The 13,374-nt window shown below is 43.8% G+C and carries 12 protein-coding genes; 4 read left to right on the top strand and 8 right to left on the bottom strand.

Features of this window, described 5'->3' with window-relative positions:
• Nucleotides 1-5 precede the first annotated feature (5 nt).
• Nucleotides 6-1,601: an ABC-F family ATPase gene (locus tag ACGF5R_RS07405; RefSeq protein WP_112876130.1), complete on the top strand. Its 1,596-nt coding sequence runs from the start codon at nt 6-8 to the stop codon at nt 1,599-1,601.
• A 100-nt stretch (nt 1,602-1,701) separates the two neighbouring features.
• Here the strand turns inward: ACGF5R_RS07405 and moeB are convergent, their stop codons facing one another.
• From moeB to ACGF5R_RS07420, 3 genes are all read right to left on the bottom strand, one after another.
• Nucleotides 1,702-2,454 (bottom strand): molybdopterin-synthase adenylyltransferase MoeB, encoded by a 753-nt coding sequence (gene moeB / locus ACGF5R_RS07410; RefSeq protein WP_387690326.1) that lies wholly within the window; start codon nt 2,452-2,454, stop codon nt 1,702-1,704.
• A complete protein-coding gene (gene moeA, locus ACGF5R_RS07415) occupies nt 2,454-3,695 on the bottom strand; it encodes a molybdopterin molybdotransferase MoeA (protein WP_387690328.1) in 1,242 nt (413 codons plus the stop codon). Before moeA ends, moeB begins: the two co-directional genes overlap by 1 nt.
• 227 nt (nt 3,696-3,922) lie before the next feature.
• The gene (locus tag ACGF5R_RS07420; RefSeq protein WP_387690330.1) at nt 3,923-4,669 is read right to left on the bottom strand and encodes an SDR family NAD(P)-dependent oxidoreductase; all 747 of its coding nucleotides are present in this window, start codon (nt 4,667-4,669) and stop codon (nt 3,923-3,925) included.
• A 362-nt stretch (nt 4,670-5,031) separates the two neighbouring features.
• On the opposite strand from ACGF5R_RS07420, the gene ACGF5R_RS07425 reads away from it, so the two are divergent.
• From ACGF5R_RS07425 to yeiB, 3 genes are all read left to right on the top strand, one after another.
• On the top strand, nt 5,032-6,207 hold the full coding sequence (locus ACGF5R_RS07425) for a YbfB/YjiJ family MFS transporter (RefSeq protein ID WP_387690332.1): 1,176 nt from the start codon (nt 5,032-5,034) through the stop codon (nt 6,205-6,207).
• Nucleotides 6,208-6,498: 291 nt separating this feature from the next.
• The gene (gene folE, locus ACGF5R_RS07430; RefSeq protein WP_112876125.1) at nt 6,499-7,158 is read left to right on the top strand and encodes a GTP cyclohydrolase I FolE; all 660 of its coding nucleotides are present in this window, start codon (nt 6,499-6,501) and stop codon (nt 7,156-7,158) included.
• Between the two features lie 21 nt (nt 7,159-7,179).
• Nucleotides 7,180-8,328 carry a DUF418 domain-containing protein YeiB gene (gene yeiB / locus ACGF5R_RS07435; protein ID WP_112876124.1) on the top strand — a complete coding sequence of 383 codons (1,149 nt, stop codon included), beginning with the start codon at nt 7,180-7,182 and terminating at the stop codon, nt 8,326-8,328.
• Here the strand turns inward: yeiB and sanA are convergent.
• The 5 genes from sanA to ACGF5R_RS07460 all read right to left on the bottom strand — a co-directional run bounded on the left by sanA (nt 8,300) and on the right by ACGF5R_RS07460 (nt 13,244).
• Nucleotides 8,300-9,040, bottom strand: a complete 741-nt coding sequence (gene sanA, locus ACGF5R_RS07440) for an outer membrane permeability protein SanA (protein WP_112876123.1) — start codon at nt 9,038-9,040, stop codon at nt 8,300-8,302. The two genes, yeiB and sanA, sit on opposite strands and share 29 nt — an antisense overlap.
• A gap of 141 nt (nt 9,041-9,181) precedes the next feature.
• The gene (locus ACGF5R_RS07445) at nt 9,182-10,879 is read right to left on the bottom strand and encodes an NAD-dependent malic enzyme (RefSeq protein WP_112876122.1); all 1,698 of its coding nucleotides are present in this window, start codon (nt 10,877-10,879) and stop codon (nt 9,182-9,184) included.
• Between the two features lie 212 nt (nt 10,880-11,091).
• On the bottom strand, nt 11,092-11,976 hold the full coding sequence (gene cdd, locus ACGF5R_RS07450; RefSeq protein ID WP_262981316.1) for a cytidine deaminase: 885 nt from the start codon (nt 11,974-11,976) through the stop codon (nt 11,092-11,094).
• A 141-nt stretch (nt 11,977-12,117) separates the two neighbouring features.
• Nucleotides 12,118-12,813: a CidB/LrgB family autolysis modulator gene (locus ACGF5R_RS07455; RefSeq protein ID WP_112876120.1), complete on the bottom strand. Its 696-nt coding sequence runs from the start codon at nt 12,811-12,813 to the stop codon at nt 12,118-12,120.
• Between the two features lie 2 nt (nt 12,814-12,815).
• Nucleotides 12,816-13,244 carry a CidA/LrgA family protein gene (locus tag ACGF5R_RS07460; protein WP_387690334.1) on the bottom strand — a complete coding sequence of 143 codons (429 nt, stop codon included), beginning with the start codon at nt 13,242-13,244 and terminating at the stop codon, nt 12,816-12,818.
• Nucleotides 13,245-13,374: the final 130 nt, after the last annotated feature.

Consider the following 13,374-nt stretch of genomic DNA (forward strand, 5'->3'; position numbering starts at 1 on the left):
ATGCAGTGTTAAGTACAAACAACATCACCATGCAATTTGGCAGTAAGCCCCTGTTTGAAAACATTTCTGTCAAGTTTGGCAACGGTAACCGTTATGGTCTGATTGGCGCTAATGGTTCCGGTAAATCTACTTTTATGAAAATTCTGGGAGGTGATCTGACACCCTCTGCCGGCAATGTCAGCACCGATCCCAATGAGCGTATTGGTAAACTGCGTCAGGATCAGTTTGCTTTTGAAGAGTTCACGGTGTTGGATACCGTGATTATGGGGCACACGGAACTGTGGCAGGTAAAGCAGGAGCGTGACCGCATCTATGCAATGGCAGAAATGAGTGAAGAGGATGGCTATCGCGTTGCGGATCTGGAAGTCGCTTATGGCGAGATGGATGGTTATAGTGCCGAAGCGCGAGCTGGAGAGTTGTTGCTAGGCGTGGGTATTCCAGTAGAACAGCATTACGGTTTGATGAGCGAAGTGGCGCCCGGCTGGAAATTGCGTGTATTGCTGGCTCAAGCGCTGTTTTCTAATCCTGATGTTCTGTTATTGGATGAACCAACGAACAACCTGGATATCGATACGATTCGTTGGTTAGAGCAAATACTGAATGAACGAAATAGCACCATGATCATTATTTCCCATGATCGTCACTTCCTGAATACAGTTTGTACTCATATGGCTGATCTCGATTACGGTGAGTTGCGTCTGTTCCCCGGTAATTATGATGAATATATGGTTGCCGCCACTCAGGCCCGTGAACGTCTGCTAGCTGATAATGCGAAGAAAAAAGCACAGATTGCGGAGTTACAATCTTTTGTCAGCCGTTTTAGCGCTAATGCTTCTAAATCAAAACAGGCGACTTCCCGTGCTCGTCAGATTGATAAAATCCAGTTGGAAGAAGTTAAAGCATCCAGCCGTCAGAATCCTTATATTCGTTTTGAGCAGGATAAGAAATTATTCCGTAATGCCCTGGAAATAGAAGGTTTAACTAAAGGTTATGACAATGGCCCTCTGTTTAAAAATCTTAATCTCTTGCTGGAAGTTGGTGAGAAACTCGCTGTTATTGGTGCTAACGGTATTGGTAAAACAACTTTCTTGAAAACGCTCGTTAGTGAAACAGAGCCAAATAGCGGCACAGTTAAATGGTCTGAAAATAGCAGCATTGGTTACTATGCTCAGGATCATGCCCATGATTTTGACTGCGATCTGACGGTTTTTGACTGGATGAGTCAATGGAAGAGAGAAGGGGATGATGAACAAGCCGTTCGTAGCGTATTAGGACGTTTGTTGTTCAGCCAGGATGACATTAAGAAAAAAGTCAAAGTATTATCGGGTGGTGAAAAAGGGCGGATGCTATTTGGCAAATTAATGATGCAACAGCCAAATATTCTGATAATGGATGAACCAACAAACCACTTGGATATGGAATCCATTGAATCCCTGAACCTTGCGCTTGAATTGTATAAAGGTACTTTGATATTTGTTTCTCATGATCGGGAATTTGTGAGTTCCTTGGCAAGTCGAGTTATGGAAATTAAATCTGATAAGGTCATTGATTTCAAAGGTACTTATGATGAGTATCTGAGAAGTCAGGGAATTATTGAGTAATAATTTTATGAGATAAATCGCCCCGGTGGAGATAACCGGGGCGTGTTATTTCTGTTGTGTGTTATTTATAGCAGTGTGTTATTTCTATCGGTGGATAGAATTAACTGCTGCACACTTCGCAATTGGGATCTTTAAGTAACTTAATATCACGAAATTGCATCGTCATTGCATCAAACAATAAAACCTTTCCGCTGTTGACTTTGCCATATCCAGTAAGGAGTTTGATGGTTTCCATTGCTTGCAATGTACCGATGGTGCCGACTAATGGCGCCATAACTCCCGTTTCTACACATGTTAGATTGTTTTCGCCAAACAGTCTGCTCAGGCAACGGTAGCAGGGAGCATCTGATTGATAAGTAAATGTAGTGAGTTGTCCTTCCATGCGAATAGCTGCGCCGGAAACCAGAGGCGTTTTCTTTGCCAGACACGAGAGGTTCAGTTGTTCGCGGATTGCCACATTATCAGTACAATCCAAGACAACATCATTCTGGCTGATGAGTTCATCTAGCGCCTGATCTTCCAGTAATCCATTAACTGTTTTAATGGTGACATGTGGGTTTATTGCTCGGAGTGTCAATTGGGCTGAATGTACCTTAGCCATGCCGATACGTTCGTCCCGATGCAGGATCTGCCGTTGTAGGTTCGAGAGAGAAACGGTATCAAAATCCAGTAGTGTTATTGTTCCCACACCTGCTGCGGTCAAATACTGGGATGCTGCGCAACCTAAACCACCGGCACCGACTATCAGGATCGCCGAAGATTTCAATTTTTCCTGACCGTCAAAATCAAACCCGCGTAGAACAATCTGACGGTTATAGCGTAGGGTTTCTGTGTCTGTGAGTTCAATGGTCATTATTCATTTTTCAGTAAGTGATTGAACAATTCGATTTCAACATTTTCACCAACTTCTACCCGCCCACGTTCACGTTCCAGAACAATGAAGCAGTTCCCCTGAGTGAATGAACTAAATATATGAGAACCTTGATGCCCTGTCGTACAGACTTCTAATTGACCTTGTTCATTCACCGAAGCAATACCTCGTTGGAAATCCATTCTTCCCGGTGTCTTTTTCAATGGTGTGGTGACCTTGGCGCACATACGCATAGGGGGTTGCCATGCCGTAAAACCGGATAGATGCGCGATTAAAGGTTGAACTAATTGATAGAAAGTGAGAACGGCTGAAACTGGATTACCGGGCAAACCACAGAACCAGGCGTTTTTTAGTTTGCCAAAAGTGAAAGGTTTACCCGGTTTAATTGCCAGTTTCCAGAAACAGATTTCGCCTAATTCATCCAGTATCTGTTTGGTGTAGTCTGCTTCACCCACAGAAACACCACCACTGCTGATAACTAAATCAGCTTGTTGATCTGCTTGAGCGAAAACATGGCGTAAAGCCTGGGGATTGTCTGCAATAACCCCTAAATCAATAACGTCGCAATCCAGTTTCTCCAGCATCAGTCGAACGGCAAAACGGTTGGTATCATAAATTTGCCCTTCCTTAAGTGGGTGACCGATAGCTTGTAGCTCATCACCTGTCGAAAAAATGGCGACTTTCAATTTGCGAACCACTTCAACTTCGGTGATGCCTAAAGAGGCAATCAGGGGTAGCTGAGCGGTGGATAATTTACTACCTGCCGGTAGTACCACCGCGCCTTTAGTCATATCTTCGCCCGCCAGACGGATATTCTGACCTTGTTTGGCTGGCTGAGTGAAAACGATGCCGTCATCAGTAATTTCCGCGTGTTCCTGCATAATGACCGTATCAGCACCTGTGGGAATTGGTGCGCCAGTCATAATGCGGATACAGGTTGCAACCGGCCATTCTCCTTGAAAAGGTGCGCCTGCAAGTGCTTTTCCTGCCAGAGGCAGTGGTTTACAGCTATTTAAATCCGTATAGCGCACGGCATAACCATCCATTGCTGAGTTAGCAAAGGGAGGCACATTGATAGGAGAAATAATATTTGTTGCAGTGATGCGTCCTGATGTTTGCGGGAGGTTGACGGTTTCTGTATCAGTCAGTGGTGTAACTTGTGTCAGAAATTTTTCCAACGCCTGCTGCAAAGAGATCAATCCAGAGGTGTGACAGTGATCCATAATGATGCTCCCAGATAAGGTTTTTCATTAATGGCATTATGACAGAGATCATCCTATGTGTGAGTGATATTTGGCTTTGATGAGTATCCTATGTTTCATAAATGCGGCGATATTGGTATCGGTGGTCCAAAGCGCCGCAACATGTGATAAATATGCAGAACATGACGATTAACCTGGCATCAGGGAGTTTGCTGTTGTCATAGCCAGGTTAGAAAGCAAGTAAGCGCTTATAAGGTTTGACCACTGTCAACGGTTATGATTTGTCCTGTCATCGATTCTGCTTTTAACAGCATCAAGGTTATTTCTGCAACATCTTCTGGCGTTGAAATTCTTTCTAAGGGCAAATAAGTGCAAAGCGTATGCATTTTCTCTTCTCTCCCTTTCCACCATCTTGTTTCAACGGCGCCTGGCGCTACGCAGTTAACCCTGACCGATGGAGCCAGTACCCGAGCTAAGGATCTTGTCAGTCCGTGAACCGCTGATTTGGAAGCGGCATAGGGGATACAAGAACCTAGGCCTGTTTCGCCGGCGATACTACCGACATTCACGATAGCACTCCCCGTTCTTGCTTTAAGATAAGGTGCAGCATACCGGCAACAATGAAATGTGCCTTTCACATTAACATCAATAATGGTATCCCAAATATCGCTAGATATGGCATCAAGATCTTCAAATTGAAGTTGTCTGGTTGTCGCCGCGTTATTTACCAGATAGTCGATCCCGCTAAACTTTTCCACGACGGTGTTTATCATTGCCTGCACAGCTGATTCGTCGGCAACATTCGCTTTTACCGCGATAGCTTGCCCCCCATCCTTGATAATGGTTTCTGTTGTTTCCAGCGCTTCAAGTTCACTTTGTGAATAGATCACTGCGACCATAGCACCTTGTTTCGCCAGCATAATACTGATAGCCCGTCCTATACCGGTTCCACCACCGGTTACAATGGCTGTCTTACCTTGAAATGCTTTATACATAACAATGCTCCTTAATTAATATTTGTACATGACATGATGAATCATATCTCTTATAGACAGGTTTGTTAGTACCATTTTGGCGTTATTGTGCGGAAGCCTGGATAATTCAGCTAATGTTGTGCCGTAAAATTCGATTTAGTCTTAGTTAAGGTGCATAAATTAGAACAGTGCGCGAAGGGTCATATATTCTGACATTCCAGATACTGTAATTAATTGCTTACTGATTTTTTATTTATGGGCAGAAATAATTTACGTTTTTCTGGGAATTTTGTTAATTAAAAGTGTGTATTGTATTTGATTTCTGTTTTGGATTGTGAGAAATAAATTAAAAAAAATAATATCTTATGGCTATGAACAATTCAATGTCTTCTCAACAAAGTCACCACTACCTAGCTTTTCATATCGCAATGAGTGGATTTTTGGCGCTGGTCGTCGCTATGGGAATTGGGCGTACTGCTTTCACTCCTCAAGTACCTTTAATGATCGCAGAATTCCAGTTTAGTCTGACTGGGGCCGGTATTGTTGCGGCTTTTAACTATTTGGGATATCTGGCCGGCTCCTATGATGCAATGCGGGCGCGCCGTTTGATTGAATATCGGCTTTGGGCCGGATTATGGGGAGCAGTGATTATCACATTGCTCTCTGCACTATTGTATGGGGCGATATTGCACAGTATCGCCCGTTTTTTTATTGGTTGGGCGAGTGGTTGGACATTGGTGTTAGTAACATCATGGGCCAATGAACAGTTGGCTAAATTGAATCGTCCTGCGTTGAGTGCTGCCATATTTGCGGGGCCGGGAGTCGGGATATTCGTTACTGGTATCCTTGCTATCGGTATTCAAGCATGGCAAGTGAGTGCTTCCGAAGCATGGATGTTGTATGGCATTTTGGCGCTGATTTGCAGTATCTATATTAGTCGGCATTTGCCCCGTAGTGGTGAGTTACACCGTTCACAGGCTGAGGTGAAGAAACTGACTTTGACACCTGCAATTAAGCGGCTGGTATGGGGCTACAGCTTAGCGGGCTTTGGTTATATTTTACCTGCGACTTTTCTTTCACAAATGGCAAGTGATCGTTTCCCTGGCAGCTTGTTTGCACAGTTTGTCTGGCCAATATTTGGTGGTGCCGCAGTTATCGGCATCGGTTTTGCTATTCTGACCCGTCATATGCTGACAACGCAAATCCGGCTTGCGATCACTTTATGGATTCAGGCTGTGGGCATTCTTATCGCTGAGATCATTCCGGGAATAGGTGGTCTGGCATTAAGCTCTTTGTTGGTTGGTGGTGGTTTTATGTGTGTGGTGCAAATGGGGTTTCAGTATGGGCGTGAATTAGCACCAGAACATAGCCGTTATATGGCTGGGTTATTAACCACCGGATATGCTGTCGGGCAGCTTATTGGGCCGATGTTGTCAGCGGTTTCTACCGCAATAACCGGGAGATTGGAGCCAGCATTATATGTTGCATTGATTACCTTGGTCATTGCCGGGTTATTGGTTTGTAACAGGAATGAACCGACCAGTGAAGTGCGTGTGTAAAAAATTCATATAATTATGAAAAGCAATCACTGGATAATCACCACGTGCTCATTTACAGTGTGTGCAATAGTTATCTGTTAGTTGTGATTGTTTCAGTGATGGTATACCCAATGTATTTTAAGATGCATCGCGACGGCAAGGGAGCGAATTCCCGGGAGCATAGCGAACTATGTGACCGGGGTGAGTGCAGCCAACAAAGAGGCAACTTGAAAGATAGCGGGTATATTTATGACTTAAACATCCATTTTACTACCCGCCAGATGATGGAAAGTAATGTCTTTGGAGAAAATAATGTCATCCTTAAGTAAAGAAGCTGAGCTTGTGCATTCGGCGCTGGAAGCTCGTGGTCTTGAAACGCCCTTGCGTGGTCAGGCATTGGCGCCGGAAGTGCGCAAAGCGCGGATTGAGGAGCATATGACGGAAGTTATGAAACTGTTGAATCTTGATTTGCGTGATGACAGTTTGGCAGAAACCCCAGGTCGTATTGCGAAAATGTATGTCGATGAGATTTTTTCAGGATTGGACTACAGCAATTTCCCGAAAATCACATTGATAGAGAATAAAATGAAAGTGGACGAAATGGTGACCGTTCGTGATATCACACTCACCAGCACCTGCGAACACCATTTTGTGACCATTGATGGCAAGGCGACGGTTGCCTATATTCCAAAAGATAAAGTGATTGGGTTGTCTAAAATTAACCGTATTGTGCAATTTTTTTCTCAACGTCCACAGGTTCAGGAGCGCCTGACCCAGCAGATCTTGATTGCATTACAGACACTCCTTGGCACCAATAATGTTGCCGTATCGATTGATGCGGTTCATTACTGTGTGAAAGCGCGGGGCATCCGTGATGCAACCAGTACCACGACAACAACCTCCTTGGGGGGATTATTTAAATCTAGTCAAAATACCCGTCAAGAGTTTTTACGCACAACTCGCCATGTGTAATTTTCACACTGGGATATAAGAATGGCCTGCCAGAGAATTGACTCACTGGATAGTATTCGTGGCTTGGCAATACTGGGGATATTGCTACTCAATATCTCCGGTTTTGCTTTGCCATCCGCTGCTTATTTGAATCCGGCATATAATGGTTCAGCTTCTTTAACTGATTTGATTGTCTGGTCTGTACTTAGCGTCTTTGTTCAGGGAAAGTTCCTGTGTATTTTGGCCTTCTTATTTGGTGCGGCATTGGAGCTACTATTACCAAGGGGCAAAATCTGGAATTATCCACGATTAACCATACTTGCTCTAATTGGAATGGGACATGGCATCCTACTCTGGGATGGCGATATTTTGCTCTCTTATAGTTTGGCAGGTTTTTTCAGCTTTCAATTGATTAGCCAAAATAGCGCCAGTAACCGGTTATTTATGAAAGGCGCTATTTTTTATCTGATCGGATTAGTGCTATTGTTTATTCTCGGCTTTTTTTCCAGCGGCGAATCTAATAATGTTTCTTGGCAATCGACGGAATTCCAGATGTTATACGAAACATATTGGAAAACGTCTGGTGGATGGCTGGCAGCAAAAGAGCGTTTCAATCAGATCATGTTGATGATGGTCATGCTGTTTGTTCAGTATGGTTGGCAGCTTATCGGTATTATGTCATGTGGTGCTGGATTAATGCGTAATGGTTGGCTAAAAGGGGAATTTTCAGTGAGCCATTATCGAAATGTGGCGCTAGTGCTGATACCGCTCAGTGTTGCTGTTCAGATATTCTCTGTGGTGCTCCAATATACCCATAATTGGGATTACTTTTGGTCAGGCATTGTCGGTTATATCCTTGCTGAGTTGGTAACGCCATTTCAGGCACTGGGGTATATGGCTTTAATATATGGTTTCTGGCCGATCATTTCATGCTGGAGAATTAATTACTGGCTCAATCAGGTTGGGCGAATGGCGATGAGTAATTACTTGCTACAAACCTTAATCTGCACCTTGCTGTTTTATAACCTTGGTTTTTTTGGTCAATTTAGCCGTTTGGAATTGCTTGCATTTATTCTTCCCATTTGGGCAGTGAATATTCTTTTTTCATGCTGGTGGTTACGTCGTTACCCGCAAGGTCCAGTAGAACAGCGGTGGCGTGAGATTACGGCGGTGTTGGCTCGGTCGGCTTAAACTGGGTTTTATCCATTGACCGTAATTCTTCAGGAGTTACGGCAGGGTAATCAGTCATACCTTTTGGTACCTTATACGGAGCAGGAATAGGGATCAACGGACCCAAGAAACGAGGTTCACGTTTCAGAATATAAAGATCAGTCAGGGCACCAAGGCGGGCAATGATTTCACGTAATCGAACGGTAATCATATTCTTGGGTGTGGAAACTGCATAACACTGAGCATCAATTCCCATATGCATAGCGATAAACAGGGCTCGTTCGCAATGAAATCGCTGGGTAATAATCGTGAAATCATTAGTGTTAAAAACTTTCCGGGTTCTGACTATTGAGTCAAGTGTTCTGAAACCAGCAAAATCCAGTACGATATTTGCAGCAGGAATACCCGCTTTTACCAAATCTCTGCGCATGGTTACCGGTTCGTTATAACTTTGCTGAGCATTGTCGCCACTCAGTAACAAATATTTGATTTTGTCGCTGTTATAAGCATTAATCGCTCCCTGAATACGGTACATATAGTACTGATTTGGCGCGCCAGAGAGGTAATATTTAGCAGTACCAAGTACTATACCCACTTCACGTTCAGGAAGTTGTTTGAGATCATCAAAGACATAGGGGGCTGTTTTCCAACTAATCCAGCGGTCAAGTGCAATAGCTGTCAGTATCAGCATCCCTATGATGAATAACAGACTAGTTATCAGGCGCTTCCACATGCTTTTGCCTTATACACATTAATGACTGAATTTGTTAAAGGCTACTTTACCTGAAATTTCGAAGCAAGTTTTCTCTGTAAGAAAAAAGCTTGATAGTAAAAGAGAACTAACAAGCTTTTTACGTATTTTTAATGATAAAAATCAGAATGAAGTACGTTTGTACACGCGGTATTCAGGTTTCCAGAAGTTGCGTTCAATCGCTTCATCCAGTGCTCCATCTGAGGTCACAGTGGCAACGCCCTGTATTTGTGCTTCTTTGGCGACTTGTTTGGCAATTTTGCGTGACACTTCCTGAATATCATCGATAAGTGGCAGTAACGGACCTTGACCCTCTTGGGCTAAGGGTGAGCAATCCGCCAATGTTCGGCTTGCTGCCATCAACATACCGTCAGTAACCAGTTTGGCCCCCGATGCAATGACACCCAAGCCAATGCCGGGGAAGATATAGGCATTGTTACATTGCGCTATTGGATACTCCTGATCTTTATATTTTACCGGATTAAATGGACTACCTGTTGCAACCAAGGCGGCACCATCCGTCCAGTTGATGATATCTTCGGGACGGGCTTCAACACGGGAAGTTGGATTCGATAATGGCATGACGATTGGACGTTCACAATGTTTATGCATCTCACGGATGATCTCTTCTGTAAACAACCCTGCCTGACCTGAAACACCAATCAATACTGTCGGTTTAGCATTACGGACAACATCGAGCAGCGAGATTGAATCGCTGTTTACATCCCATTTAGCCAATGAGTCGCTTTTCTGCACCAGCTTGTTCTGGAAATCCAATAGATTTGGCAGCTTGTCTGTCAATAAACCGAAACGGTCAACCATGAAAATACGGGCACGAGCCTGTTCTTCGCTTAAACCTTCTGATTTCATTTGGGAGACGATCTGTTCTGCAATGCCGCAACCAGCGGAACCTGCGCCGAGGAAGGTGACCGTTTGATCTTTCAATTGACGGCCCGCCGCGCGACTGGCGGCAATTAAGCTACCTAACGTAACGGCGGCAGTTCCCTGAATATCATCATTAAAGCAACAAATCTCGTGGCGATAGCGATTAAGAAGAGGCATGGCATTTTTTTGTGCGAAATCTTCAAATTGCAGCAACACATTTGGCCAGCGGCGTTTAACAGCCTGAATAAATTCGTCTATGAATTCATCATACTCTTCACCCGTGATACGCGGGTGACGCCAGCCCATATATAAGGGGTCATTCAGGCGTTGCGGGTTGTTGGTGCCTACATCCAGGACGACTGGCAGTGTATAAGCCGGGCTGATACCACCGCAGGAGGTATACAAGGAGAGCTTACCGATAGGAATACCCATTCCGCCAATGCCTTGGTCGCCCAAACCGAGGATACGTTCACCATCGGTAACAACGATGACTTTTACATTTTGTTTGGTTGCATTTTGCAGCATGTCATCAATATGTGCTTTGTTTGGATATGAGATGAACAGGCCACGGGCACGGCGGTAAATATCGGAAAAGTGCTCACAAGCTTCACCGACGGTTGGGGTATAGATGATCGGCATCATTTCGTTCAAATGCGCATCCAGCAGACGGTAGAACAGGGTTTCGTTAGTGTCCTGAATATTTCGCAGGTAAATGTGCTTATCTGCATCATTTTTGAAATCAAGATACTGCCGATAGGCACGTTCAGCTTGTTCTTCGATGGTTTCGACCGCTTCCGGTAATAAACCGTAAAGATTAAAGTTGCTGCGTTCTTCCTTAGTAAAAGCGCTGCCTTTATTCAGCAGGGGGAATTCCAACAGAATTGGGCCAGCATAGGGAATGTATAGTGGACGTTTACTTTCGTGTTCCAGTTCCATGAATCTTACTCTTTGAACTAAATGGATAAAAGGTCGCTACAGATCCTAAGAGATAGGAAAAATATGTACAGTAAATGTTACTTAATTAGAGGTATTATGAGTAAAAATGAGAGATAACATCCAGAGTTAGCTAATAAAATGTTACGGTAATTATTTTTTACAGCGGAAAACCCTCTATCTGCATAAAGGGAAAAATGAATTTTCCACTGAACTTAGAAAGTGTAGTAATCAAATTTGCTGCAACCGAGCGCAGCAAGTATAGATTGAGTCGCACTCCGTTGGGATAAATCACTGTGTTTTCCCTCAACTAACACCGCTCTTTCGATAGCCAGGCAATCACCACCAGAAATGTTCATCAGAATCAGCGCTGCTTGTAATGGGGGCAAGCTTGGGTTAAATGCGGCATTTTCTGCATAACGCCCAGGATAAATTCTTCCATCTTTTCCCAGAAGTGCGGTACCACTGTAGGAATTACTGTATGGGGCATAGCTCTGGTTTGCTGCATCTAATGCCGTTAGTACTAATTTATCCGTCGTTTCTAGTTTATAGCCATGGTTGACCGGATCCATCAACAAAGTTGTGATGCCCAGATCATTTGGACCAAAAGAATCTGGCAGATAGTGATCTAATGTTGAAGGTGCCTGCTTTGGCAGATGAATCTCTAATTGAGTGCCACTATTAAGTTCATTCATAAATTGACGGCAGTGGCCGCACGGAGAGTAATTCACAGTAACAGATGCCAGTCTTTTCTCGCCCAATAACCAGGCGTGGGTAATCGCACATTGTTCAGCATGAATCGTTTGCTGTAGTGGTACACCAGCAAATTCCATATTAGCGCCAAAATAGAGGTTTCCGCTTTCACCGCGGGCAATTGCACCAACATTAAAATGTGATATTGGTGTCAGGGAACATGCCGCTGCGAGTGGCAACAGGGCGACAGCCAAGGTGTTATCGTCAAAACCGCAGGCTTTCTTAATAGATTTAGCCTGTTCAGCAGTGAGCATGGCAGGAAAGTCATCGTTTCCTGCGTAAGGTAAAAGTGCATCCTGTAGTTTAGATGGCAGCTGTACCCATATAGGGTGAAAACGAGCTTGCATAGCGTGATCTCCGAATTAACTTAAGATCATTCTAAGTTGTCTGATGAGATTTGTAATGTGATAAATATCATATAGATGATGAGAATTATGTAATTGAAGTTGGTAATCGAGCGATTATTATCAAATTTCCTAACAGATATACTAGCTAAATAGGTATAGCAGCACCGGGAATACAAAAGGGGCTGTTAGTGAAGTAATGATACCGCAGGTCATCAATGCCAATGAGCTGTATGCGCCTTCAACGAAATTGACCTCTGCACAGCGGGCGGTACCCAAAGCATGTGATGCCGTTCCCATTGCTAAGCCGCGGGATGCTTTGGTTTTTACCTGTAAAAGATCAAACAGGTTATGACCAAATATTGCGCCGAGAATGCCGACAAAAATGACACAAGCAGCACTGATTGCAGGAATACCGCCAATGGCGTCTGCTACTGCCATTGCTATTGGTGTTGTGACAGATTTAGGCAGTATCGAAGCGGCCATTTCAGGCGTGGCGCCCATCCACAAGGCAATAGCAGCGCCTGTCACCATAGCGACAATACTACCGATAAAACAGATGCTAATAATGGACTTCCATTGGGCTCGGATCTGGTGTATCTGCTCATATAGAGGAAATGCCAGAGCAACTACGGCGGGCTGGAGTAGATCATTTAGAATTTGGCTGCCGGCAAAATAGTGTTCATAAGGCGTGTGGGTTATTAACAATATTGGAATAAGGACGGCGATAGAAACCAATAAGGGGTTCAGAATGGGAATTTTGCATCGTAGTGAAAGTTTTCTTGCGGTGTAGAATACAATCAATGTTAATGGCAGTGACCACCAAATGTGACTTAACATTTTTATTTCTCTTGTTTCTGTTGTTTACTCTTAATTTCTGATGCGGAGTCTATAATTGGACGTTCATGATGAACATAGTGGGAACTGTAAGCAACGATAATCATAACAATTGCAGTACTGATCAGGCATGAAAAAACAATCGGAATTATCTGTTGGCTGAGTTGATCGTAATAATTCATTACGCCTACGCCAATAGGCAGAAACAGCAAGGTCATATTTTTTAGTAACAGGCTACAGCCTGGTTTTGCCCAATGAGCCGGAATCAGCTGGAAAGCTAATAAAACGAACAAGATCAACATACCGATAATACTGCCGGGAATAATGATGGGTAGTAGGGAAGAAATGGCATTACCTGTCAGCAAACATAAATAAATCAGAACAAATGCTCGCAGGTACTGCCAACCAACAATCAGTACTTCACGAAACGACATAACAAAATTCCTAATTCCGGTGAGGTATTCATCATACAATTAACCTTGGGAAGGTGCCATAGCTCACATTTAAAAAAACGGGGACCATTGCTGATCCCCGTGAGTAAAAATATCAGTGAAATAAATTAAC

This window comes from Photorhabdus sp. RM71S (assembly GCF_042879355.1).
GTDB lineage: Bacteria > Pseudomonadota > Gammaproteobacteria > Enterobacterales > Enterobacteriaceae > Photorhabdus > Photorhabdus kayaii.